The following is a 23668-nucleotide window of genomic DNA, read 5'->3' on the forward strand; positions in this document are numbered from 1 at the left end:
GAAGAAAGGCGGCGAGGGCGACCTGGCTGATGCATATGAAAGCAGTGGCTTATCAATATAGCAAGTGCTATATAACGAAGCCGCAGCAATTCCGAGTGGAGCGCCGGCCCGGTCAGATCACAGGAGTGTTATAACATTACATAAAACAACCACAAACCTGCCGGTGGTCATGTCCGGAGGATGGAGTTGCCGTGTGGGCAGGGAGGTTGGGGTCAGAGCCCTTTCCTTTGGAAAGGGATCCGACCCCAGGGCGCGATCGTCAGCCGCGGCGGAATGCGGCGGGCGTGCGGGCGCCGACGATGATCATGCGGATCATCGTGGAGATCTGTTCGACCAGCTCCGGATCCTTCTCCGGGGGCAGGTCCATGGCGGTGGCGCCCATCGCGAACACCAGCCGGGTGATGGCCTTGGCTACCAGTTCCGGAGCGTGCAGCACCGCGCCGTCCAGTGCGGCCAGGCGCACCAGGTCGTGCTGCAGCTCTTCCTCGAAATAATGCAGCTCGCGTTCGACTGCGTGCTTGAAGTCGTCCGAGCCGACCGCGCCTTCGCGCAACAGCACGTGCAGCAGCTTGTCGTCGGCGCGCAGCTGTTCCATGAAGGTCTCCACCGAGACCCGCACCACGCTGGTGGCGGTGGAGGTGGCGCGCTGGCGGGCCTCGCCGATGATGGTGCGCAGCGAGCGGCCGGCTGCGTCGATCAGCGCTACGGCCAGTTCGTCCATGTCGCGGAACTGCCGGTAGAAGCTGTTCGGCGCGATGCCGGCCTCGCGTGCCACTTCGCGCAGGCTGAGCGTGGACAGGCTGCGGTGCGGCCCGATCAGCTTCAGGGCGGCGGCCAGCAGATCTTCGCGGCTCACCGTACGGCGGGCCGGGCTGTTGGCATCTTCAGGCGTCGACAAGACGGTGGCGGCGGCCATGACGGTTCCGGTGGGGCGAGGCTGAATCATACCCAATCCGGTTCAATATACACATGTATACACAGGTGTATGTGCGCCCGTATAGTGCGCCCATGAGCGCTGTCGTCCGTCCATCCCTGTTCTCTCCGTACCGCTGGGTCTCGCCGTCGCTGTTCGATTTCTGGGCGGGCCAGCTCAATCCCCTGTGGACCCTGCGCGAGCCGGTGGCCCGCCTGGTCCGGCGCGAGCCGGCCGGCGAGGGCGCGGCGACCCTGGTCCTGCGCACCAACCGGCACTGGGCCGGCATGCGCGCGGGCCAGCACGTCACCCTCGGCGTGGAGATTGAAGGACGCCTGTGGCAGCGCAGCTACAGCCCCACCGCGCTGGGACCGCGCGAACTGGCGATCACCGTCAAGGCGGTCGAGGGCGGCCGGGTCAGCCAGCATCTGGTCAACCACGCACAACTGGGTGAGCTGTTCCGCCTGGAGGCTGCGTTCGGAGAATTCCAGTTGCCGGCCGCGGCTCCGGTATTGCTGCTGGCGGCCGGTAGTGGCATCACGCCGATGCGCAGCCTGCTGCGCGACGCCTGCCAGCGCCCGCTGGCCGCGCCGGTGGACCTGTTCTACTGGGAGCGCAGTGCCGCCCAGCTGCAGTTCCGTGATGAGCTGCAGGCGCTGGCCGCGCGCCAGCCGAACCTGCGTGTGCACCTGCTGACCACCCGCGAAGGTGATGTGCCTGCCGCACGCATCGATACTCACGATCTGCAGGTTGCCGGCGATGACACCCCGTTGGCGCAGCGCCACGTGCTGGCCTGTGGCCCGGATGGATTCGTTGCCGCTGCGCGCGAACGCCTGGCGCACCAGGTCGCGGGTTTCCAGGCGGAAGCGTTCACTCCGCCGGCGCCGTTGCGTGACGCCAGCAGCGAAGGCGAAGTGTCGCTGACCCTTGCCCGCAGTGGCCGCCAGCTGAGCGTGCCGCGCGGCCGCTCGTTGCTGGAAAGCCTCGAAGCCCATGGCATCAAGCCCAAGCATGGCTGCCGCATGGGCATCTGCAATACCTGCAGCTGCGACCGCGTCAGTGGCGCCACCCGCCACCTGCGCACCGGCGACCTGCAGTCCGAATCGGCACAGCCGGTGCGGATCTGCGTGAGCGCACCGACCACCGACCTGACCCTGGATCTCTGAGGACGCCTGCCATGACCCGCGCCACCGACCGTGCCCTGAGTACTGCCGAGATGCATGCCTTCGGCGAGGAACTCGACGCGATCCGCGACCGTGTGATCGGCAGCCTCGGCGCCTCCGATACCCGCTACATCCGCCGCGTGGCCGCCGCCGTGCGCTGGTTCGGCGTGGGTGGCCGTGGCCTGCTGTTCCTGGCAGCGTTTTCGCCGCTGTTCTGGATGCCGCTGCTGTGGCCGGCCGCGATCACCGGCACGCTGCTGCTGGCGCTGTCGAAGATCCTGGAGAACATGGAGCTGGGCCACAACGTGATGCACGGCCAGTTCGACTGGACCGGTGATCCCAAGCTCAATGGCAACACCTACGAGTGGGACATCGTTGCCACCGCCGACAACTGGCGCAAGACCCACAATTTCCGCCACCACACCTACACCAATGTGCGTGGCATGGACGATGACATCGGCTATGGCCTGCTGCGCATCTTCCCCGAACAGCGCTGGAAGCCGTTCTACCTGCTGCAGCCGATCATCGCGCCGATCTTCGCACTGCTGTTCCAGTGGGGTGTGGCCGCGCAGGACCTTCGCCTTGGCCGCTGGCTGAAGGGCCGCATGAGTGCCCGTGCGATGTGGCTGCAGACCCGGCCGGTGGCGCGCAAGATGCTGCGCCAGGTGCTGAAGGACTACGTGTTCTTCCCGCTGCTGGCGGGTCCGTTCTTCCTCACCGTGATGCTGGGCAACCTGGTCGCCAACGGCCTGCGCAACATCTGGACCTACGTGATCATCTTCTGCGGGCACTTCACCGCCGAATCGGAAACCTTCCCCAAGGAGTGCCTGCGCAATGAGTCGCGCGGCCACTGGTACCTGCGCCAGCTGCGCGGTTCGTCCAACATCAGTGGTGGCTTCCTGATCAACGTGCTGTCGGGCAACCTCAGCCACCAGATCGAGCACCATTTCTACCCGGATCTGCCGGCCAACCGCTATGCGGCCATCGCCAAGGAAGTGAAGGACATCTGCCGCCGCTACGGCCAGCACTACAACAACGGCTCGCTGCCGCGCCAGTTCGGCCAGGTGGTCTGGCGCATCCTGCGCCACGCATTCCCGAGCAAGCCGCGCCGCCTGCCGATGCCGGACATCATGTCCGCACCGGCATCTGCCAACGCGGGCTGATCGACTCAGCCCGCCTTCGCCAGGGCCGCCTGCTCGCGGTCCAGGCGTCGCAGGAACACCTGCATTTCCTTGCGTGCCTGCTGGTCGCCCTTGCTGCCGGCCACGCTCAAGCCGCGCTGCCACGCCTCACGGGCCGCCTGTGGCTGGCCACTGGCCAGCCAGGCTTTGCCCAGCAGCTTCCAGGCCGCCGAGTACTGCGGATCAAGCACCACGCAACGGCCCAGGTGGGTTGCCGCGCGTACCGGGTTGCCGGCATCCAGCCAGCCCTTGCCCAGGCCGAAGCGCAGCAGCGCGCCGTCCTTGCCTGCGGCAAGCATGCATTCCAGAGCTTCGATGTTCATCCGCGTACCTCCGCCAGCAGCTCGGCCGGGCCGGGCTGGAAGCGGCCGCGATGAAACAGCAGTGGCGCGCCGCCGTTCTCGTGCACTTCGATGATGCGGCCGGCCAGCAGCAGGTGATCGCCCACCGGCCACTGCGCGTGGCGGGTGCAGGTGAGATGGGCGACCGCACCGGCGATGCGTGGTGGGGCATCCTCGTCGTCATCCAGCAATGCCAGGCCGTCGAAGCGGTTGCGGACCTGCTGATCGGCAAAGCGCCGGGCCAGCGCTTCCTGGTCGGCCGCCAGCACGCTGATCGCAAAGCGCGTGGCACGCTGGAAGGTGGACAGGCTCTGTGCGTGCAACGCCAGGTTCCACAGCACCAACGGCGGCTGCAGTGAGACCGGTACGAACGAGTTGATGGTCAGGCCGACCGGCTTGCCCTGTGCATCGCGCGCGCAGACGATGGCCACGCCGGTCGGGAAATGGCCGAGCAGCCGCCGCAGGGCACGCGGCGGCATCTCGACCGATGGCACCGGGGCCGGGGCGGGGAACACCCCGGCCCACGGCCCGGCGTAGGGTAGTGTCTCGCCGCTCATGAGGCCCGGGCCTGGTGGTAGCGCCGGCCAACCTCGGCCCAGTTGATGATGTTGAAGAAGGCGCCGATGTAGTCCGGGCGGCGGTTCTGGTAGTGCAGGTAGTAGGCGTGTTCCCAGACATCCAGTGCGAGGATCGGGGTGTGGCCGGACAAGCCCACGGCTGCACCCATCAGCGGGCTGTCCTGGTTGGCGCTGCTTTCCACCTGCAGGCGACCATCGCGATCGCTGGTCAGCCAGGCCCAGCCACTGCCGAAGCGGGTCTGCGCGGCCTTGCTGAAGGCATCCTTGAAGGCATCGAAGCCGCCAAGGTCACGGTCGATGGCGGCGGCCAGTTCATCATCGGATGCACCACCGGTGGGGCTGAGCACGGTCCAGAACAGGCTGTGGTTGGCGTGGCCGCCGCCGTTGTTGCGCACCGCGCCACGCTGCGCCTCGGGCACGGCATCGAGGTTGGCGATCAGCGCCTCGACCGGTTGCTCGGCGATGCCGGCCTGCTCGATGGCGGCATTGAGGTTGTTGACGTAGGTCTGGTGGTGCTTGCTGTGGTGGATCTCCATCGTGCGCGCATCGAAGTGCGGCTCGAGGGCGTCGTAGGCGTAGGGGAGCGGGGGAAGCGAGTACGACATCGAAGCAATCTCCGTGGGGAAGGCCAGAGGGGCTGGCCGTGGGGAGATCGTTATCGCACCTCAACATTGGTTGAGGTCAAGGGGCGGGATTGAGGTGCGTGCGCGTTCATTGCTTTGATTCTTCCTGCAGGACAGCACGAGCGGAGTGGTAGTGCCGGCCGCTGGCCGGCATGCCGGCAAGGTCGGGTTGCCGGCCAGCGGCCGGCACTACCAGAACCCGCTTTTCGAACCTCACCGGCGCGCTGAAGTGCTGCCCGCGCTCGCAGGAAACCGTCCGGTGGCGGGGGAGGGGCTGGCCGGGACCGTTGGCGCCATGGATGGCGCCATCGAGCCCCCAAGGATGGGTTTACGGCGTGTCCCGGCCAGCCCCTCCCCCGGCCACAACCGGTATCAACAAAGGCGTCGGCAGGCGAACCAGCCGCCCGCGTTTTCATCAACTCAACTCAACCAGTCCTTGCACGCGCCATCCACCTGTTCACCGCACGCCTGCTGCATTCTCTGCTGCAACCGCGCCAGCGTCTCGGCACCCTGGTGCTTCCCGCTCCACGCCTTCAGCTGCCCGGCCAGGCGCTCGAAACGCTGGCGGGTGCGCTGGTGGTAACCCGACGGCTGCGCCTCCAGTTCGGCGATCAGCGAGGCGGTGGCCTGCTCGATGCGCGGCGCGTCGTTCGGCGCCAGCTTCAGCAACCCTTCCACGTACAGCACGCCCCACTGCACGCGGGTGGCCGGGCCCTGCGCACCGTCGTAGGCACGCTTCAACCACTCCAGCGCACCGGCAGTGTCGCCGCGCTGCTCGGCCAGTTCGGCCAGCTCGGGCATGTAGTAGTAGGGCTGCTGGCTGCGCTTCAGCTCCGCCAGCAACAACGCCTCGGCACCGGCGTCGTCACCGACCTGGCGCAGTGCGTAGACCGCGCCGCTGATCGTGGCCTGGCGTGCATGCGCATCAGAGGCGGTGGCATCGGCCGCGGCCACGCGCTGCTTGACCCGATCAACCAGCGGCGCGGGCAGTGCGCCCTTCGGCTGCTGCTGGCGGGCCAGCGATACTTCCGTCAGTGCGCGCGACAATGCGTCGTCGGCGCGGTCGCCGCGCTCGGCATCTGCGCGCTCCAGCGCGACCAGCAGCTGCTGCCCCAGCGTGTTGCGGGTGGCCGGGCCGGCGCTGGCCTGCTTGACCAACTGTGCGCCTGCATAGCCCAGCAACTCACGGTTGCGGCGGACTTCGGCCGGCTGCGCCAGCACGGCCTGCAGCAGCTCGCGTACTTCGGTAGGCGAGCTGGCGGGCGTGTCGGCGGTGGCCAAGGCCAGCAGGGCGAAGCGGCGTTGCAGGGCGGCATCCGGTGCCGACCTGGACAGCTGGCGCAACACGTCCTGACTCTTGCGCTCGCCGGCCAGGCGGTTGGCGTCGACTTCCCAGCCGTAGTCGCCCAGTACCTGCCAGTCTTCTGCAGCCAACTTCTCCGGCGTGGCCAGGGCGGTGGCCAGAGTGGCAGCGATTGCACTGCGGCGCCCGGCGGCGACGGTCAATGCCCGGGTCAGTTCGGCGGCGTCGTTGCCACCGGCCACGCGTGTAAGTTCATTGCGCTGTGGGTCCAGCACGATCAGGGTCGGGTAGCCGCGCACCCCGAAGCGTTCGCCCCAGGCCTGCGCACCTTCCTCGTCGCCATCCAGGTAGACCGGCACGAACTTGCCGGTCAAGGCGATGAAGGCCGGGTCCTTGAACAGGCCGGCCTTGAGCTGGTTGCACGGCGGGCACCAGACCGCGCCCCAGTACAGCAGCACCGGCTTGCCGCTGTCTGCGGCTTCGGCGAAGGCATCATCGACGTCACCCTGGCGCCACGCGATTCCCTTGACCGGCGCAGGTGCCTCGGCGGAGTTGGCGGTGGAAACCGGGGCCGGGGCGCAGGCACTCAGCGCCGAAGCCAGCAGCAACACGGAAAGCGCGACGCGCATCGGCAGGATCTCGAAGGGCAGGGTGACAGGGCATTGTAGGAACGCGCAGGGAACCCGCTGATTCAGTTTGCTCATGACGGACATGCGCCGGGGCATGACGCCCCGGGCATTGGCCGGGGCCCGTGCCTTCAGGCGGCTGCCCGCACCATCTGCTGGTAGACCAGTCCGTTGAACTCGCAGGCCTCACCGTCAATCACGAAGCCATAGCGCAGATAGGTCGGCACAGCGTTGAGCGATGCGCGTACGGTCAGGGCCGGCTCGCGTACCTGAGGCAGCACCGCCTCGAACAGTGCATGGCCGATGCCCTGTCCCTGGCAGCCGGGATCGACGAACAGCATCGCCAGGTGGCGACCTTCCTTCAGCTCGACCACGCCGACGATACGGTCGTCCTGCTCGGCCACCAGGATATGGTTGTCGCCGTGCAGGCGTTCACCGAACGCATCGGCGGCGGCGACATTGCCGAACGTGGCGATGCCGGTTGCGCTGAGCGAGGGCGCAACCGCCGCAGTGAACGCGGCCAGGCACACCGCGCTGATCGCGGGCAGGTCATCGACGCGGGCAGGGCGGATCGTCGGCATGCAGTGTTCTTCCCGTGGCGGGCTGCACGTCATCGCTGCCCCGTGCCTGCACGCTAAGCTGCAGGCATGAGTGATTTCAATCCCGCGTACGCTGCGTTGTTTCCAGGGCAGGGCTTGAGCCTGGGCCTGATGACGCCGGTGGCGTCGCAGGGGCTGGCCGATCCGCATCAGGCGCGGCGCATCGCGCGGTTGGCCGACGATCTTGGTTTCGCCGCGTTGTGGGCGCGCGATGTGCCGCTGATGGTGCCGCAGGGTCCGGACGCGACAGCAAGTGCGCTGGACGATCCGTTCCTGTGGCTGGGCATGCTGGCGGCCGCGACGGGGCACATCGTGGTCGGCAGCGCGGCCATCGTGCTGCCATTGCGCCAGCCGCTGCAGGTGGCGAAGTCGGCGTTGAGCCTGGACCGGATCAGCGGCGGACGCTTCGTACTGGGCCTGGGTTCGGGTGACCGCCCGGAAGAGTTCGCCGCATTCGGCGAGGATCTGGAGGGCAGGGCGGCGACCTTCCGTGAGCGTTGGACGTTGTTGCGGGCGGCGCTGTCACCGGCCGCCGATGAGCGCACCGCCGTATTGCAGGCCACTGGTGGCTTCGACGTGCTGCGAGCGCCGGCAACCCGCATTCCGATGCTGGTGGTGGGTACCGCGCGGCAGAGCCTGCAGTGGATAGCGCGTGAGGCCGAAGGCTGGGCCACCTATCACCGCGAAGAGGCCGCACAGGAAGGGCGCATCGGCCTGTGGCAGCAGGCGCTGGCGCAGCGCGGCGGGCCAGGCAAGCCGTTCGTGCAGTCGATGCTGCTGGACCTGCAGGCAGATCCGCAGGCGCCGCCCGAGCCGCTGCCGCTGGGCCTGAAGGTCGGCCGCGATGGCCTGCGTGAGTATCTGCTGCGCGTGCATGCGCAGGGCGTGGCGCATGTGATGTTCAACCTGATCGATAACGGGCGGACGATGGATGACGTGCTGCGCGAGATCGGGGAGCAGGTTCTGCCGGATATGCCCGGGTAGGTGTCCACCTTGGTGGACACGCCGTGTTGCTGATGACGGTGCGCCCGCCGGGCATGGCCCGGCGCTACCTGCCGCGGCGTGCATCTGCGTATCATTCGCATTGGATACCCCGATGCCGGAGCCCCACGTGACCCAACGTTCCCCCATTCACCCAACCGGACGCCTGTTCGCTGCGGTCGCTTTCATCGAGGCCGTGACCTGGGCCGGCCTGCTCATCGGCATGTGGATGAAGTACGGCCCGATGGCCAACGTGGCCCTGGTGAAGGTGTTCGGGCCGCTGCACGGCGTGGCTTTCCTCGTGTATGTGGCGGTGACGCTGCTCGCGGCGGTGCGCCTGCGCTGGCCGTGGTGGGCCAGTGCCCTGGCCCTGCTGGCAGCGATCCCGCCGCTGGTGACGCTGCCGTTGGAGTGGTGGTTCAAGCGCCGTGGCCTGCTCGGCCTGCGTGCAATGCGCTGAACCCAGTGTTGCGCGCCCATTCAAGAGAATGGGTATCAAATGCAAATACGAGCCGTTATCATTTGAGGGTGGCGTCTGGCCCTGAGCAGGGTCGGTGCCGGGTGGGGCGCGCAGGCGCGCCCGGCCAATCCTTTCCTGCTACGGCTGGTGTTCCATGCACGCACGTCCCGTCGTTCCCGGCTTGCCGGCGCTGGTATTGGCCGCCCTGATCGGCACCATGGCGATGATGTCCTTCGTCGCCGTGATCGGTCCGGTGGTCCGCATGCTCGGGCTGTCCGAGTGGCATGCCGGCCTGTCGGTTACCGCCGCAGGCGTGTTGTGGATGCTGGCTGCGCGCCCGTGGGGCCAGCTCAGCGACCGCATCGGCCGCAAGCGCGTGCTGATGCTGGCGATGACTGCCTACACCGTCGTCTATATCGCGCTGGCGGTGTTCATCGACGTGGCCCTGCAGGCGGTGCCGCCGGTGCTGGTGTCAGTGCTGGTGCTGGTCGCTGCGCGCGGCCTGATCGGCCTGTTCTACGCAGCGGTGCCTCCTACCGCAGCTGCGCTGATCGCCGACAAGGCACCGAACGGGCAGCGTGCGAAGTTCCTCGCCCGCCTGGGCAGCGCCAACGCATTGGGCATGGTGCTGGGCCCGGCTGCCGCGGGTTGGCTGGCCTATACGAACCTGTCGCTGGCGCTGTACGTGGCCGCACTGTTGCCACTGCTGGCGTTGGCGCTGCTGGCCTGGCGACTGCCGGCCACACCGCCTGCAATGGGCGTTTCCGCCCAGCGCTGCGCGCCGATGAGCCGCCTCGACCCGCGCCTGCGCCTGCCGCAGCTGGCGGCGTTCATCGCCATGGTTTCCGTGACCATCGCGCAGGTCACGGTTGGCTTCTTCGCGATTGATCGCCTGGGCCTGGATGCGGCGGCCGGTGCGCGCATGGCCGGCATCGCGCTGACGGCGGTCGGCGTTGGCCTGATCCTGGCGCAGGCGCTGGTGATGAAGCTGGAGGTTCATCCGCGGCGCTGGATCGTCCTCGGCGCCGTGATCTCAGGCATCGGCTTTGCTTCGGTGGCGGGCGTGCAGCAGGCCTGGCAACTGCCTGCGGCCTACGCACTGGCTGCATTCGGCATGGGCTTCGTATTCCCTTCGTTCCAGGCGTTGGCCGCCGACGCGGTGGAGGCGCACGAGCAGGGCGCCGCCGCCGGTACTGTCGCTGCCGCGCAGGGACTGGGCATGGTGGCCGGGCCGATGCTCGGCACGCTGTTGTACCGCGGCGGGCCCAGCCTGCCATACCTCCTGGTCGGCGCGTTGCTGCTGTTGCTGTGCGCGCTGGCCGCAGTGCATCGGATGAAGGAGACCCCATGAACGATTCCCTGATGCAGGGCGCGTGGCCGGAGGCTGCGCCAGCGCCGCAGGAGAGCAGCGACGACGCGACGCTGTTCCTGCTGCAGCACGCTGGCCAGCACGTGCACGCACGCGGTTGCCGCGCCACGCTGCCGGCCGGTACGCTGGCGACATTGGCCGAACGCGTTTCGGTGTTCTTTGCCCAGCAGCGCGGCGGCCCGGGCCTGCTGGTCGGCGCAGTCCCATTCGAACCCCGTGCCGACGGCGCGTTGTACCAGCCCGAGCGCCTGCTGCCAGCGCTGGCACTACAGCCACAGGCCGCGCCAGCGCTGGAGGGTGCCCTGCAGGCCGAGCCTTCGGCGCAGGCGTACGCGGCGTCGGTGGCTGCGGCGGTGCAGGCACTGCGCGCGCCCGAACTGGACCTCCAGAAGGTGGTGCTGGCGCGCAGCCTGGTGGCACGCACCCACCGGGCGCTGTCTCCGGACGTGCTGCTGGCACGGCTGGGCGCGGATCCTTCGGTGGCGACCTATGCGGTTCCGCTGCCGGTGGAAGTGGGTCAGGCGCCAGCGTGGCTGGTGGGCGCGACCCCGGAACTGCTCCTGCGCAAGCGTGGCGCCGAGCTGTTGTCGCACCCGCTGGCGGGGTCTGCGCGGCGCTGCGCCGATGCTGCCGAGGACGAGCGCGCCGCGCAGGACCTGCTGGCCTCGACCAAGGACCATGACGAGCACCGTCATGTGGTCGAGGCGATCGTCGAGGGTCTGGCACCGTATTGCAGCCACATCGATGCACAGCCGCGGCCGGCGCTGCATGCCACTGCCAGCATGTGGCATCTGGGCACACGCATCCATGCCACGCTGAAGGATCCGCACACGTCGGCCGCCGAGCTGCTGGCGCAGCTGCACCCTACGCCGGCGGTCTGCGGTACGCCGCGGATGGCGGCGCTGCAGCGCATCCGCGAGCTGGAAACGGTGCCGCGCGGCTTCTATGCCGGCGCCGTGGGCTGGTTGGATGCGCAGGGTGACGGCGACTGGTATGTGGCAATCCGCTGCGCACGCCTGCAGGGAATGCAGCTGCGCCTGTTCGCCGGCGCCGGCATCGTTGCCGACTCGCAGCCCGAGGCCGAGGTGGCCGAGACCGCTGCGAAGTTCGCCGCCCTGCTGAATGCGCTGGGTGTCCATGAATCCGCGCCTGCGATCGAGCCTGCCGCATGACTACCTCCACTGACGCTTCCCGCCTGCCACTGCAGCAGGTGTGGCCGGATGACCTGATGGCGCGCTATCGCGAGGCTGGGCATTGGCGTGGCGAGACCTTCCCGGGGTTCCTGCGCGAACGTGCAGAACGCTATGCCGATGACATTGCGGTGGTCGCCGGCGACGTGCGCCTGAGCTATGCGCAGCTGTGGCACGAGGCCGGGCGGATCGGTGCCGGCCTGCTGACGCTCGGCCTGCAGCCAGGGGAGCGGGTGCTGGTGCAGCTGGGCAACACGGCAGGCTTCGTCACAACGGTCTGTGGCCTGTTCCGCGCCGGACTGGTGCCGGTGTACGCGTTGCCGGCACACCGCATCACCGAGCTGGTGCACTTCGCCAGCAAGGCCGAAGCCAGTGCCTACATCACCACCGGGCTGCATGATGGCTTCGACCATCGCGGACTGGCGCGGGCGCTGCAGGCCGACGTGCCGGCGGTTCGCCATGTAGTGATCGACGGCGATGCGGCGGAGTTCATTGGGCTGGAGGCACTGCAGGGCGATCGCAGCCGGTTGCCGGCCGATCCGGACCCGCAGTCTGTGGCGTTCCTGCAGATTTCCGGTGGGAGCACCGGGCTGTCCAAGCTGATTCCACGCACGCACGACGACTACATCTATTCATTCCGTGCCAGCAATGAAATCTGCGGCATCGACCGCGACAGCGTCTACCTGGTCGCGCTGCCGGCCGCGCACAATTTCCCGATGAGCTCGCCGGGCTTCTTCGGCGCGTTGTACGCCGGCGCCCGCGTGGTGCTCAGCCCCGGCCCCGGGCCGGATGCCGCATTCCCGCTGATCGCCCGCGAAAAGGTGACCTGCTGCGGCCTGGTGCCGCCGCTGGCGCTGCTGTGGGCGCAGGCCGCCGCTACCGGCAAGCATGACCTGTCGAGCCTGCGGGTACTGCAGGTGGGCGGCGCCAAACTGGTGCCGGAAGCCGCACGGCGGGTGATCGACGGCCTTGGCTGCACGCTGCAGCAGGTGTTCGGCATGGCCGAAGGCCTGGTGAACTACACACGGCTGGATGATCCGGAGGACCTGATCGTGGCCTGCCAGGGCCGGCCGATCAGTCCGGACGACGAAGTGCGCGTGGTCGATGACCATGACCAGCCGGTGGCCGAAGGCGAGGTGGGGCATCTGCTCACCCGTGGCCCGTACACCATCCGGGGCTACCACAACGATGCGGTGGCCAATGCGCGCTCGTTCACCGACGACGGCTTCTATCGCACCGGCGACCGTGTGCAGCAGCTGCCCGGAGGCTACCTGGTGGTGCAGGGCCGCGCCGGTGACCACATCAACCGTGCCGGGGAGAAAATCTCCGCCGAAGAGATCGAAGATCATCTGCTGGCGCACCCCGGCGTGTTTGATGCCGCCGTGGTCTCCATTCCCGATGAGTATCTGGGCGAGCGCAGCTGCGCCTTTGTGATCGCGCAGGGCGAACCGTTCAAGGCGCCGGCACTGAAGGCCTGGATGCGCGGGCGCGGCCTGGCGGCGTTCAAGGTGCCCGATCAGGTCGTGTTCGTCGACAGCTTCGATACCACTGCGGTCGGCAAGATCAGCCGCCGCGAACTGCGTGCGCAGCTGCGTGCGCGTCATCTGCAACAGACAGGAGGAACGCGCTGATGGCGCTGCCCCGTATCACCGATTACCCCTTGCCGACCGCCGCTGAGCTACCGCAGGCGCGCGGACCGTGGCGTGCCCGGCGCGATCGTGTCGCGCTGCTGGTGCACGACATGCAGCGTTACTTCCTGGCCGCATTCGACGCCGGCAGCACGCCCTTGCGGCCGGCGGTGGACAACATCGTGCGCCTGCTGGCGCATTGCCGTGCGCAGGGCATTCCGGTGTTCTACACCGCCCAGCATGGTGACCAAGACCGTCGCGACCGTGGCCTGCAGGCCGACCTGTGGGGGCCGGGCATGCGTCGCAGCGCCGACCATGAGCCGATCATCGAGGCGCTGGCACCGCAACCGGGCGAGCACGTGCTGGTGAAGCACCGCTACAGCGCATTCCAGCGCAGCAACCTGGAGACGCTGATGCGGGTGCGTGGGCGCGACCAGTTGCTGGTGACCGGCGTGTACGCCCATATCGGCTGCACCGCGACCGTGGTCGATGCCTTCCAGCGTGACATCGAGGCCTTCATCGCCGCTGATGCGGTGGCGGACTTCTCGCGTGCCGATCACGATCAGGCGCTGCACTGGATCGCGCGCACCTGTGGTGTGCCGATGACCACCGATCAGCTGCTGGAGGTGCTGTGATGGCTGCCATGGGTGAGGCGCTGGATCTGGAGCGGATGCGTGCCGACGTGGCGCGTGTCCTGGAGTGCACGCCGGCCGAGATCGGTGACGACGACAACCTGATCGACCTGGACCTGGATTCAATGCGCATGCTCGGCCTGGTCCTGGCCTGGGGCAACACTGGCCTTCCGCTGGAGTTCTCGCAGTTGGCCGAGCACACCACGCTGCGCCAGTGGTGGGGTGTGGTGCAGCAACTGCAGGCAGCGCAGAACGCATGAACGCCGCAGCGCTGGCCACGCCGGTGGCGTTGACCGAGGCCCAGGCTGGGCTGTGGTTTGCACAGCGGCTGGCACCGGACAATCCGTCATTCAATACCGCGCACGCGGTATGGATCGACGGCCCGCTGGACGTGGCCGCGTTCGTCGCAGCGGCAGACCAGGCTGCGCGCGAGGCCGAGGCTTTCGCATTGCGCTTTGCCGAAGGTGCCGATGGCCAGCCACTACAGTGGCATGACCCGGTACACGTGCCGCTGATTTCGGTACGCGATGTGTCCGCCGAGGCGGATCCCGCCGCTGCGGCACGCAGCCTGATGCACGCTGACCGGCTGAGCCCGGTCGATCCCACCCTCGACCGGATCAGCCAGCAGGTGCTGCTTGAACTGGGTGCGCAGCGCTGGGTCTGGTACCTGCGGGTGCATCATCTGGCTGCCGATGGCTACGGCATGGCGCTGTTCACCGATCGCGTGTGCGCGTTGTACGCCGGCCGCAAGGGTGAGCCACTGCCAGGACTGTCCGCTGTGCTGGCCGATGATGCCGCCTACCGTGCCGATCCGCGCCGCGTGCAGGCCGGGCAGTGGTGGCGTGAGCACATGCAGGGCGCACCGGCAGGCGCAGGCCTGGCCGGCACGCTCGCGGCCAGTGTCGACGCGCTGCGCTGGGTACAGCCGCTCGATGCGGCATTCCGTGAGCAGTTGCTGCAGGCTTCGGTGCGTTGGCTGCAGCCCTGGCCGGATGTGCTGGCTGCGCTGGCGGCCGAGTACCTGCGGCGGATGAGTGCCGCCGATGAAGTGGTGCTGGGCGTGCCCTACATGGGGCGGCTGGGCAACGTGTCGGCGCGGGTGCCGGCGATGGTCATGAATGTGTTGCCGCTGCGCGTGGCGGCCGGCGAGGGCAGCGTCGAGGCCTTTGCCCGGAGCCTGGGTCGCCAGCTCAGCCAGGGCCGCAGGCACGGCCGCTACCGGGGCGAGCAGCTGCGCCGGGACCTGGGCCTGGTCGGCACGCAGCAGCGCCTGCACGGCCCGCTGGTGAATGTGCAGCCGTTCTACAGGCCGCCGGCCCTGCCCGGCGTGCAGGCGGCGCTGGAGGTGCTGTGCACCGGGCCGGTGGATGACCTGGCGCTGGGTTTCCGTGGCGATGGCCAGCACCTGCTGGATCTGGAGATCGAGGCCAATCCCGCGCTGTACAGTCGCGAGGATGTCGAGGCGCACGCGGCGCGGCTGCTGAATTTCGTGTCGGCGGCGCTGCAGGCTGACGATATCGAAGCCGTACCCTTGGCCACGCCCATGGAGGCGCAAGAGGTGCTGCAGGGTTTCAACGCCACCGCGCACGCGCTTCCTGAGACCACCCTGGTTGAATTGCTGCAGCAGGGCATGGATCGGGACCCGCACGCGCCTGCGCTGGTGTTCGGCGATGCTGCCGTGGATTACGCAACGCTGGAAGCGCGCAGTTTCGCGCTGGCGGCCCAGCTGCGGGCGATGGGTGTCGGCCCGGGCAGCGTGGTGGCGGTGGCATTGCCGCGCTCGCTGGCGCTGGTGATCGCGCTGGTGGCGGTGCTGCGCGCAGGCGCGGCCTACCTGCCGCTGGACCTTGCCCATCCCGACGAGCGGCTGGCGCGCATCTTCGCCTCGGCGCAGCCGGTGTGCGTTCTGGCTGCGGCGGAGGTTTCGGCGCGCATGGCCGGCGTACCGGTGCTCGCGCCGGAGCAGTGGACCGCGCTGAGCTTCGCCGCGCCGTGGGCCGATCCGGCGCCCAGCGATGCGGCCTATGTGATCTATACCTCCGGTTCGACCGGGGAACCGAAGGGCGTGGTCGTCGAACACCGTGCCATCGTCAACCGCCTGCTGTGGATGCGCGAGCACTACGGCATCCGCGCCGATGACCGCGTGCTGCAGAAAACCCCGGCCACCTTCGATGTCTCGGTCTGGGAGTTCTTCCTGCCGTTGCTGTGCGGGGCCACGCTGGTGGTTGCCGGGCCCGATGCGCATCGCGACCCCACCGAACTGGCGCGGCTGATCCGCGGGCATGGCATCACCACGGCGCATTTCGTGCCGTCGATGCTCGATGCCTTCCTCGCTGCACCGGCCTCCGAAGGCCTGCAGCTGCGACGGGTATTCACCAGTGGCGAGGCGCTGGATGCCGCGTTGCGCGACCGCTTCCACGCGCGCATGCACGCCGAACTGCACAACCTGTACGGCCCGACCGAAGCCGCGGTGGACGTCAGCTACTGGCCGGCGTCGGCGCAGGATCGATCGCGGCCGGTGCCGATCGGCTTCCCGGTCTGGAATACCCGCCTTTACGTGCTGGACGCGCGGATGCAGCCGGTGCCGGTCGGTGTGGCCGGTGACCTTTATCTGGGCGGTGTGCAGCTGGCGCGTGGCTATCTCGGTCGCGAGGACCTGACTGCCGAACGCTTCCTTGCCGATCCTTTCCTGGCGGGCGAGCGCATCTACCGCACCGGCGACATAGCGCGCTGGCGCAGCGATGGCGCGGTGGAGTACCTGGGCCGCAGCGACCATCAGGTGAAATTGCGCGGCCTGCGCATCGAGTTGGGCGAGATCGAGGCGGCTTTGCGCGAACTGCCGGGCATGGAGCGGGTGGAAGTGCTCCTGCGCCACGACGCACCCGGCGATGCCCGGCTGGTAGCCTATGTGCCGTCGGCACTGGCCGACGCCAGCATGCTGCGCAGTCATCTGGCCACACGCGTGCCGGATTACATGGTGCCGTCCGCCTTCGTTGGCGTGGATCACTGGCCGGTGACCGCCAACGGCAAGTTGGATCGCAACGCGCTGCCCGTACCACCGCGGCAGGAGATCGCCGGGCTGGCGCCGCGCACGCCGTTGGAACAGGAGCTGGCGTCGCTGTTTGCCCAGGCACTCGGGCGAGAAGCGCCGGTGGCGGTGGATGCGGATTTCTTCAGTCTCGGCGGTGACTCACTGTCGGCGGTGCACCTGCTGCTGGCGATCGAACAGCGCTGGCGCTGCGATCTCGGTCTGGGGGCCTTGTTTGCCCAGCCCACCGTGGCCGCGCTGGCGGTTCGTATTGCCGAGCCGCCGGCGCTGGCCGATCACGCACTGGGGCCGGTGATCGCGCTGGCCGCGACCGACGCTGCCGGGCCTACGCCGCTGTTCGTGCTGCACCCGGCCGGCGGCATCGCCTGGAACTACCGCGCCCTGGCCCGGGCACTGCAGCCGGCACGCCCGGTATATGGCCTGCAGTCGCCGGCACTGGACGCGCGGCAGCGGCTGCCGAGCAGTATCGAGGCGATGGCCAACGACTACGTACAGCGTGTGGTCGAATTGCAGCCGACGGGGGCGGTGCATCTGCTGGGCTGGTCGGTGGGTGGCATCCTCGCCCAGGCGATGGCGGTGCGACTGCATGAGATCGGGCGCGCGGTCGGCGAACTTGTACTGCTGGACGCCTATCCCAGCGAGTGCTGGCGGGCCGAGCCGGAGCCCGATGCCATCGCCGCATTGCGGGCACTGCTGGCGATTGCCGGTCATGACCCGGATGCGCATCCGGAATTGGACAGCCGGGAACGCATTCTCGCGTTCCTGCGTCGTGGCGGAAGTGCGCTGGGTAGCCTGCCGGATGTCGTGCTGGATGGCGTGGTGCGCGCCGTGACCGGCACCAATCGACTGATCCGTGAACATATCCACCGGCCGTTCGATGGCACGCTGGTGCATGTGCGTGCCGGTCGAGATCACCAGGCGCGGCCACAGTTGCGGTCGGCGTTGTGGCGGGCACACGCGCGCAGGGTGCAGTCGTTGGAACTGCCATTCCTGCACGCAGAGCTGACCGGACGCGATGCGGTGGCGCAGCTGGCGCCGTGGTTGTCGGCACGCTTGCGCCAATGGGACGAACAACAGGAGATCGCAACATGCAGTTGACCGGTTTCAAAGGCCGCGTGGCGTTGGTGACCGGCGCTGCCGGTGGCATCGGCGAGACACTGGTGCGGTTGCTGGCCGAGGCCGGTTGCACCGTAGTGGCGACCGATCGCGAGGCGCCTGTTACGGCAGATGTGCGTGTGCGCACCTTTGCGCTCGACGTGACCGACAGTGCCGCCGTGGACGGCCTGGTGGATCAGGTCGAGTCCAGCATCGGGCCGATCATGCTGGCCGCCAGCGTAGCCGGTGTGCTGCATGTGGGCGGCGTGACCGAGACCGGCGATGACGACTGGCGCCGGGTGTTCGCGGTGAACACCGACGGGGTGTTCCATGTCGGGCGTGCCCTGGCGCGGGTGATGTCGCCGCGCGGGCAGGGCGCGATGGTTACCGTCAGCTCGAATGCGGCCGGTGTGCCAAGGCATGGCATGGCCGCCTATGCGGCATCCAAGGCCGCCGCCACGATGTTCACCCGCTGCCTCGGGCTGGAGCTGGCGCCGTTGGGCATCCGCTGCAACATCGTTGCCCCGGGGTCCACGCTGACCCCGATGCAGACCGGCATGTGGCAGGACGAGCACGGCGCCGAACGGGTGATCGCCGGCAACCTTGAGACCTACAAGGCCGGCATCCCACTGCGCAAGCTGGCCACCCCGGAAGACATCGCGCACTCGGCGATGTTCCTGCTCTCCGAGCAGGCCGGGCACGTGGCGATGACCGATCTGTATGTCGACGGCGGCGCCACCCTGCGCGGCTGAGGTCCGGTAGTGCCGGCCGCTGGCCGGCAACCTCATTCAACTTCAGACATCTCCCAACCCCCATCGAGGCTTGGCCTGACAGCCAACGCCCAATGATCAACCCACCATGGCGCATGAGCAGCCATCGCCTCCGCCTGGGCCGTCACTCGATCATCGGCCAGGCCTATGTCCTGACAACCACGACCTATCAGCGCCGCCGGCTCTTTGAAAGCGAAGCTGCAGCAGCATGTGTGATCGACCAGTTCCATTACATCGAACAACGCGGGCTCGTACGGTCACACGCATGGGTTGTCATGCCGGATCACGTCCACTGGATGTTCGAGCTGCGTGCAGCTCACCTTCCAGATGTCGCGCGCCGGATGAAATCGTCGAGTGCACTTGCCCTGAATCGCCTGGCGGGCCGTCGAAGTACGGTGTGGCAGCCCGGCTACTTCGATCATGCAGTGAGGACCGAAGAGTCGCTGGCGCGGCAGGCGCTGTATGTACTGGGTAATCCGGTGCGCGCCGGTCTTGCTGGGCAGATTGGCGAGTATCCGTATGCGTGGTCGGCCCGGGAGTGATGCCGGCCAGCGGCCGGCACTACCACAGCAGAACCGAAGCGCCGCGCAGATTCCGTTCCGGCGCGCAGAGCACCCGCGATGGTAGTGCCGGCCGCTGGCCGGCAACCACATGACCCGCGCAGAGATGCGTAGCTGCCGGCCAGCGGCCGGCACCATCATTCAATGTTCAGCGCGGCCATTCGCTGTTCAGCGCCGCTTGCGCGCTTCGGCCGTGGCCGGCCTGGATGTGATGCCGGCCAGCGGCCGGCACTACCACAGCAGAACCGAAGCGCCGCGCAGATCGCGTTCCGGCGCACAGAGCACCCGCGATGGTAGTGCCGGCCGCTGGCCGGCAACCGCATGACCCGCGCAGAGATGCGTGGCTGCCGGCCAGCGGCCGGCACTACCAATCAATGGTCAGCGCGGACATTCGCTGTTCAGCGCCGCTTGCGCGCTTCGGCCGTGGTCGGCCTGGATGTGATGCCGGCCAGCGGCCGGCACTACCACAGCAGAACCGAAGCGCCGCGCAGATTTCGTTCCGGCGCGCAGAGCACCCGCGATGGTAGTGCCGGCCGCTGGCCGGCAACCACATGACCCGCGCAGAGATGCGTAGCTGCCGGCCGGCGGCCGGCACTACCAATCAATGGTCAGCGCGGCTTGCGTGTCCGTTTCGGCTTTGCGGTATCACCGCCGCTGGCGGCGCTGTCCTGCAGCGCCTGCAGCCAGGACAACGTGTCCACATAGTCGATGAAGTGGCGCAGGTAGCCGGGGCTGGTGGCCTGCATCGTGTCGAGCATGCGTTGCACCAGCACTGCCGAGTTCAGTGGGCCGCCATCGGCCGGGGCCTCGGCGCGCAGCGAGCGGCGCACCTGCAGTTCGCTGCGCAGCTCCGACCATTCGCGCTGCACCTGCTGCAGCATCGGCACCTGTGGGTAATGCGGCAGCGAGCGCGACCCCGCATCGAGGTCACGCACCAATGCGCGCAGGCCTTCCAGCGCGGGCGGCTTACTTGCCATCCGCCGCCTTGGGCTTGGGGATCGGCGCGATTTCCACACGGCGATTGCGCGCGCGGCCTTCCTCATTGGCGTTGGAACTGACCGGCTGCTCGCTGCCGAACGCGGCGGCGAACACGGCGTCAGCCGGTACGCCATCGGCGATCAGGGTGCGTGTCACGGTCAGCGAACGCTGCGCGGACAGCTCCCAGTTGTCGGCGAAGCGGCGGTTGCCTTCGCGCACTGGCGCATCATCGGTAAAGCCGCTGACCATCAGGATCTCTTCGCGGCTGCCCAGATAGGCGGCCAGCGGTGCGGCCAGGCTGCGCAGCAGCTCCTGGCCTTCCGGCTGCAGCTGGTCCGAGTTCAGTGCGAACAGCACGCTGCCGCTGATGCCGATGCGGCCATCGACCAGGGTCACGCGACCGGCGGCCAGTGGGCCGGCCAGCGCCTGTTCCAGCGTCTGCAGGCGCTTGGCTTCGGCCTGGCGCTGCTTCACTTCCTGGTCCAGCCGCTGCGACAGCTCCAGCTGCACCGCGACCACACCGACCAGTATCAGCACGAACGCACCCAGCAGCACCGACATCAGGTCGCCGAAGGCGGCCCAGATCGGTGCGTGCGAGCCGCCATCGACCTCCAGCTCGTCGCTCATGCGCTACCGGCCTTGCCGCGGCGCGTGGCCAGCTGCTGCAGTTCTTCCATCACCTGCTTCTGCGACAGCAGGCTGAGGTCGACCACCTCGCGCGCCTGCGCCACGTAATAAGCCAGCTGCTCATCGCTACGGGCCAGCGAGGCATCCAGCGCGCCACCGATCTGTTCCAGGCGGCCGGAAAGCGCGGTGGCGGCACTGCCGAACTGCGCGACCGCTTCACCGAAGGCGCCGGCCAGCTGGCCGACGTCACCCGCGCTGCCGGTGAGTGCTGCCGCAATGCCATCCAGCTTGCCGGTCTCGGCCGCGATATGGTCGGTAAAGCGGTTGCCAACACGCTCCAGCAGCTCGGCCGAACCGCCAACCAGTGCGTCCACCGCAGTGCGCTGTTCGTGCGATGCGTGGTTGATTGCATCCAGCAGGGTCTGCACGGTGGCCAGCAGGCGACCACGTTCTTCCAGCATCGCGTTGTCACGCACCAGGCTTTCGGACAGCGTACTGCGCAGCTCGTTGATGACGTCGGCAGCAGCTTTCGGTGCCGCTGCCGCGGTCTGCAGCAGGGTGGACACTTCGGCCAGCGTGGCGCTGGCCTGCGCGCGCCCGTTCTCGCCGATCTGCTGTGCGGTCGCTGCCAGCGTGTCGCAGACCTGTTGCTGCTGTGCAGCCAGGCGTTCGCCATTGGCCTGCAGGCGCTCGGCCAGCTCGGTGGAAACGTGCTGCAGGGCATCGCTCCAGCGCTGCAGGCGCTGTTCGTCGCCAGCCTGCAGCTGCGCATGCAGGGTGGCGTGGGCCTGCTGGAGTTCGGCGCTGACCGCGTCCCAGCGCGCTTGGCGCTGCTGTTCGCGGCTGTCCAGGCTGGCCTGCAGTTCGGCGTGCGCAGTCGCGGCGGCAGCCTGGGCGGCTTGCCACTGCTGCGAGCGCTGCTGTTCGTGGTCCTGCAGCAGCGACTGGCTGGCGTCGTGGCGCTGCTCCAGTGCCTGCAGCAATGCCTGCGCACGCTCGTCCAGCTGCTGGCCGGCCGCCAGCAGCGCCTGCTGCTGGCGCTCGACCAGCGCGCTGTTCAGTGCCTGCTGCTGCTCGATGGCGGCGCGCCAGGCCTCGGCGTTGCCGTTGGCATCGGCCTGCAGGCGCTCGCCGATACGCGCGACGAGTGCTTCGGCGTGCGTGCCCTGGCCATCGCTGAAGGCCTGCAGGTGCTGGCGCAGATCACTCACCAGCGCCTGCTGCGCCTGGGTCTGTTCACTCACCACCTTGGCCCAGCTGGCTTCGGTGGCGACCCGGCTGCGTTCGAAACCGTCGCTCAGGCCCGCCAGCTGCTGTTGCACGGCGCGCTCGACACGGGCATGCAACGCTTCGCCATGGTGAGCCAGACCGGCCAGGGTGGTTTCAGCCATCGGCTGCAGCGCGCCACCGATGGCCGCGGCACTGGCTTCGGCACCTTCGCGCAGCGACTGCTGCAGCGACAGGGCCAGGCGTTCCTGCAGCGCTTGGCTCTGGGTCAGGAACTCGGCCTGGCCAGCCAGCAGGCGCTCATTGGCGGCCGCACTGTGCTGTTCAAAGGTGCTGGTCATCGCCTGCAGGCGGTCGACCAGCGCCGGCAGCGCGGCGGACTGTGCCTGCAGCAGGCGCAGCGATTCGGCGCGCTGCCAGGCCTGCGAATACGGGTGCAGGTCGCCGGCAATGGCGCGGTCAAGCTGCTGCACGGCCTGCAGGCGGTCGCGGCGCAGCAGCGCAGCCAACAGGCCGAGCATCGCCGAGCTGGCCACGCCGGCGATCGAGGTACCGAAGGCCACCGCCAGGCCCTGCACCGGCGAGGCCAGCGAGCCGCGGATCGCGGCCATGTCGGTCGCGCTCTGCAGGGCCAGGCCGGTGCCACGCAGCGTGTCCATCATGCCCAGCAGGGTACCGAGCATGCCCAGCAGCACCAGCAGGCCGACCAGGTACGGGGTCAGCACCGGTGCGGGCAGGGCGGTGCGCTCGCCTTCCACGCGCAGGCGCACGGCGTTGCGCAGGCCTACCGGCACGCGCTCCAGCCATGGGGCGAGGCTTTCCTTCGCGCTGGACAGGTCATTCAGTGCGGCGCGCAGGCCGTTGCTGGCCTGGCGGTAGCGGTACAGCTCCACGCCGCCGGCGATGTAGCAGGCCGCAATGATCGCCGCCACCGCTGCACCCAGCGGATGCACCGAAACGTAGCCAATGCCGATCCAGCACACGGCCAGCAGGCCGACAAGGAAAACAACGACATGGAGAGCAGTTCTGGACATGGTGTTCCGGTCAGTGGGAGCGCAGGGCGTCTTGCAGCCCTTCGATCGGGTGGAAGCGCAGCTGCAGCTCGGCGAGCAGCAGCGTGCGCATGTCATGGCGGAAGGCCGCGCGCCAGCCGGGCTGGCCATGCACGCGTTCAAAACGGGCGCCGAGCACCGCCGGCGCGGTGGCCAGCAAGCTGTGCTCGCGCGGGGTGAGTGTCTGTTCCATCACCGCATCAACCTCGGCCAGTCGCGCCAGCTCCGGCGAGACCTGTACCAGCTGGTCGCGCAGGCGGCCGCGCAGGCGCCCGGTGGCGGTCTGGATGGCCTGCTGCAGCACCCGGTAGCGCTGGCGCAGCGAAGCGAAGTTGGGTGCGGCAGCGGCCTCGGCCAGGTCCAGCAGGCGCTCGGCCTCGGCGTCCTCGCGGATCGAGGCCAGCAGGCTGGCATGGGCCTGGGCGCAGTCGGCCAGTACATCCTCGGCCCGCTCGGCAGCTTCGCCGGGCTCGGGCAGGCGTCCGCCCAACGCGCCGGACAGGGCCACGGCACGGCTCCAGTCCACCCACTGGCCGAGGCGATCGGTCAGGGCGGGACTGCTGGCCGGCATCGCGCCGTCGCTGAGACGGGCGAGCAGGCGGAGGAACTCCGGTCCACCCAGGACCGGCTGCGCTGCGTTCGCCATCAAGGGGTGAGGGGCCAAAAACCGTTGATTTTACAACCAGATGACCCCGGCTGGATGAAGGCGGGGCCTGGGTGGCG

At 68.6% G+C, this 23668-nt stretch carries 22 protein-coding genes; 12 read left to right on the plus strand and 10 right to left on the minus strand.

Annotated elements, in window-relative coordinates; translation table 11 throughout:
* Positions 1-259: 259 nt before the first annotated feature.
* The gene (gene fabR, locus AC5P74_RS06575) at positions 260-916 is read right to left on the minus strand and encodes an HTH-type transcriptional repressor FabR (RefSeq protein ID WP_005416927.1); all 657 of its coding nucleotides are present in this window, start codon (positions 914-916) and stop codon (positions 260-262) included.
* Between the two features lie 92 nt (positions 917-1008).
* On the opposite strand from fabR, the gene AC5P74_RS06580 reads away from it, so the two are divergent.
* Entirely contained in the window at positions 1009-2079 is a 1071-nt protein-coding gene (locus tag AC5P74_RS06580; protein ID WP_053498537.1) for a ferredoxin reductase, read from the plus strand.
* Positions 2080-2090: 11 nt separating this feature from the next.
* A complete protein-coding gene (locus AC5P74_RS06585; RefSeq protein WP_005416924.1) occupies positions 2091-3239 on the plus strand; it encodes a fatty acid desaturase family protein in 1149 nt (382 codons plus the stop codon).
* A gap of 5 nt (positions 3240-3244) precedes the next feature.
* Here AC5P74_RS06585 and AC5P74_RS06590 read toward each other — a convergent pair whose 3' ends face one another.
* The 5 genes from AC5P74_RS06590 to AC5P74_RS06610 form a co-directional block, all read right to left on the minus strand.
* A complete protein-coding gene (locus tag AC5P74_RS06590; RefSeq protein WP_053498539.1) occupies positions 3245-3580 on the minus strand; it encodes a tetratricopeptide repeat protein in 336 nt (111 codons plus the stop codon).
* A complete protein-coding gene (locus AC5P74_RS06595; protein WP_346608037.1) occupies positions 3577-4155 on the minus strand; it encodes a flavin reductase family protein in 579 nt (192 codons plus the stop codon). Before AC5P74_RS06595 ends, AC5P74_RS06590 begins: the two co-directional genes overlap by 4 nt.
* On the minus strand, positions 4152-4781 hold the full coding sequence (locus tag AC5P74_RS06600) for a superoxide dismutase (protein WP_053498542.1): 630 nt from the start codon (positions 4779-4781) through the stop codon (positions 4152-4154). Before AC5P74_RS06600 ends, AC5P74_RS06595 begins: the two co-directional genes overlap by 4 nt.
* Before the next feature lie 438 nt (positions 4782-5219).
* Positions 5220-6731: a thioredoxin family protein gene (locus tag AC5P74_RS06605; protein ID WP_495204859.1), complete on the minus strand. Its 1512-nt coding sequence runs from the start codon at positions 6729-6731 to the stop codon at positions 5220-5222.
* Between the two features lie 128 nt (positions 6732-6859).
* On the minus strand, positions 6860-7309 hold the full coding sequence (locus AC5P74_RS06610) for a GNAT family N-acetyltransferase (protein ID WP_346608123.1): 450 nt from the start codon (positions 7307-7309) through the stop codon (positions 6860-6862).
* A 66-nt stretch (positions 7310-7375) separates the two neighbouring features.
* On the opposite strand from AC5P74_RS06610, the gene AC5P74_RS06615 reads away from it, so the two are divergent.
* From AC5P74_RS06615 to AC5P74_RS06660, 10 genes are all read left to right on the plus strand, one after another.
* Positions 7376-8311 (plus strand): TIGR03571 family LLM class oxidoreductase, encoded by a 936-nt coding sequence (locus AC5P74_RS06615; RefSeq protein ID WP_346608124.1) that lies wholly within the window; start codon positions 7376-7378, stop codon positions 8309-8311.
* Between the two features lie 112 nt (positions 8312-8423).
* Complete coding sequence (locus tag AC5P74_RS06620) at positions 8424-8768, plus strand: DUF3817 domain-containing protein (protein ID WP_253135733.1); 345 nt, start codon at positions 8424-8426, stop codon at positions 8766-8768.
* A 154-nt stretch (positions 8769-8922) separates the two neighbouring features.
* The gene (locus tag AC5P74_RS06625) at positions 8923-10119 is read left to right on the plus strand and encodes an MFS transporter (RefSeq protein ID WP_346608125.1); all 1197 of its coding nucleotides are present in this window, start codon (positions 8923-8925) and stop codon (positions 10117-10119) included.
* Positions 10116-11309 (plus strand): isochorismate synthase, encoded by a 1194-nt coding sequence (locus AC5P74_RS06630; RefSeq protein ID WP_346608126.1) that lies wholly within the window; start codon positions 10116-10118, stop codon positions 11307-11309. Before AC5P74_RS06625 ends, AC5P74_RS06630 begins: the two co-directional genes overlap by 4 nt.
* Positions 11306-12958, plus strand: a complete 1653-nt coding sequence (locus AC5P74_RS06635) for a (2,3-dihydroxybenzoyl)adenylate synthase (RefSeq protein WP_495204810.1) — start codon at positions 11306-11308, stop codon at positions 12956-12958. Before AC5P74_RS06630 ends, AC5P74_RS06635 begins: the two co-directional genes overlap by 4 nt.
* Positions 12958-13590, plus strand: coding sequence for an isochorismatase family protein (locus AC5P74_RS06640; RefSeq protein ID WP_206620563.1), 633 nt, complete (start codon positions 12958-12960; stop codon positions 13588-13590). The genes AC5P74_RS06635 and AC5P74_RS06640 overlap by 1 nt, the downstream gene beginning before the upstream one ends.
* Positions 13590-13847, plus strand: a complete 258-nt coding sequence (locus AC5P74_RS06645; protein ID WP_019659922.1) for a phosphopantetheine-binding protein — start codon at positions 13590-13592, stop codon at positions 13845-13847. The genes AC5P74_RS06640 and AC5P74_RS06645 overlap by 1 nt, the downstream gene beginning before the upstream one ends.
* On the plus strand, positions 13844-17734 hold the full coding sequence (locus tag AC5P74_RS06650) for an amino acid adenylation domain-containing protein (RefSeq protein ID WP_495204809.1): 3891 nt from the start codon (positions 13844-13846) through the stop codon (positions 17732-17734). Before AC5P74_RS06645 ends, AC5P74_RS06650 begins: the two co-directional genes overlap by 4 nt.
* Entirely contained in the window at positions 17725-18483 is a 759-nt protein-coding gene (locus tag AC5P74_RS06655; protein WP_495204808.1) for a 2,3-dihydro-2,3-dihydroxybenzoate dehydrogenase, read from the plus strand. The genes AC5P74_RS06650 and AC5P74_RS06655 overlap by 10 nt, the downstream gene beginning before the upstream one ends.
* A 113-nt stretch (positions 18484-18596) precedes the next feature.
* The gene (locus AC5P74_RS06660; protein ID WP_206620566.1) at positions 18597-19043 is read left to right on the plus strand and encodes an REP-associated tyrosine transposase; all 447 of its coding nucleotides are present in this window, start codon (positions 18597-18599) and stop codon (positions 19041-19043) included.
* A 626-nt stretch (positions 19044-19669) separates the two neighbouring features.
* Here AC5P74_RS06660 and AC5P74_RS06665 read toward each other — a convergent pair.
* From AC5P74_RS06665 to AC5P74_RS06680, 4 genes are read right to left on the minus strand one after another with little or no spacing between them, the layout of a single operon-like run.
* Complete coding sequence (locus AC5P74_RS06665; protein WP_111191195.1) at positions 19670-20038, minus strand: DUF2894 domain-containing protein; 369 nt, start codon at positions 20036-20038, stop codon at positions 19670-19672.
* Positions 20028-20666, minus strand: coding sequence for an OmpA family protein (locus AC5P74_RS06670; protein ID WP_021204244.1), 639 nt, complete (start codon positions 20664-20666; stop codon positions 20028-20030). Before AC5P74_RS06670 ends, AC5P74_RS06665 begins: the two co-directional genes overlap by 11 nt.
* Positions 20663-22927 (minus strand): DUF802 domain-containing protein, encoded by a 2265-nt coding sequence (locus tag AC5P74_RS06675; protein WP_053498562.1) that lies wholly within the window; start codon positions 22925-22927, stop codon positions 20663-20665. The genes AC5P74_RS06670 and AC5P74_RS06675 overlap by 4 nt, the downstream gene beginning before the upstream one ends.
* A 10-nt stretch (positions 22928-22937) precedes the next feature.
* Positions 22938-23591, minus strand: coding sequence for a DUF3348 family protein (locus AC5P74_RS06680; protein ID WP_065179210.1), 654 nt, complete (start codon positions 23589-23591; stop codon positions 22938-22940).
* Between the last annotated feature and the right edge of the window lie 77 nt (positions 23592-23668).

The organism is Stenotrophomonas sp. YJH_SMC_94-11 (assembly GCF_059370435.1).